The 750-nt window shown below is 69.3% G+C and carries 1 protein-coding gene; it reads right to left on the bottom strand.

From position 1 onward, the window contains the following. Window positions 1-750: M4 family metallopeptidase (locus VR45_RS16085; RefSeq protein WP_045940445.1), on the bottom strand; the 750-nt coding region annotated here is incomplete at both ends.

Raw genomic sequence — 750 nt, 5'->3', positions numbered from 1 at the left:
TTGGTGCTGCCGTCGGTGACCGCCCAGGTGAAGCTGGCCGAACCGGTCTTGCCGGCCGAGTCCTTCGCCGTCACGGTGACGTTGGAGTTGCCGATGGTGGTCGGGGTGCCGGTGACCGCGCCGGTGGAGGCGTTGATCGCCAGGCCGGCCGGCAGGCCGGTGGCCGTGTAGGTGAGCGGGGCGGTGCCGCCGGTAGCCTTGATGGCCAGGTTGACGGCGGTGCCGACCTTGGTGCTCTGGTTGCCCGGGCTGGTGACGGTGACGCCACCCGGGTTCGGCGGCACGGTGCCGACGTTGACGCCGGCCCAGGCCGTGCCGACCGCGATCAGCTCGGGGCTGCCCGCGCCGTAGAGCGCCGTGGCGGCGTTCTCGGTCGCGGTGCGCGCCTGGGCGTAGTTGGTGGTGGAGGTCATGAACGAGGTCAGCGCCTTGTACCAGACCTGCAGCGCCTTGTCCCGGCCGATGCCGGTGACGGTGACGTTGTTGGCGGTCGGGCTGTTGTAGCTGACGCCGTTGATCACCTTGGCGCCGCTGCCCTCGGCCAGCAGGTAGAAGAAGTGGTTGGCGACACCGGACGAGTAGTGCACGTCCAGGTTGCCGACGCCCGAGTACCAGGAGTCGGCCGAGCGGCCGTCCTTGGAGGGCTTGTCCATGTAGCGCAGCGGCGTGCCGTTGCCGTTGATGTCGATGAGCTCGCCGACCAGGTAGTCCGGGTTGTCCTTCGGCAGGTTGGCGTAGAACTCGACCGCG

This window comes from Streptomyces sp. NRRL S-495 (genome assembly GCF_000966955.1).
GTDB classification, from domain to species: Bacteria; Actinomycetota; Actinomycetes; order Streptomycetales; family Streptomycetaceae; genus Kitasatospora; species Kitasatospora purpeofusca.
Note: the sequence above shows the minus strand (reverse complement) of the source record. Positions and strands in the feature narration are given on the sequence as shown.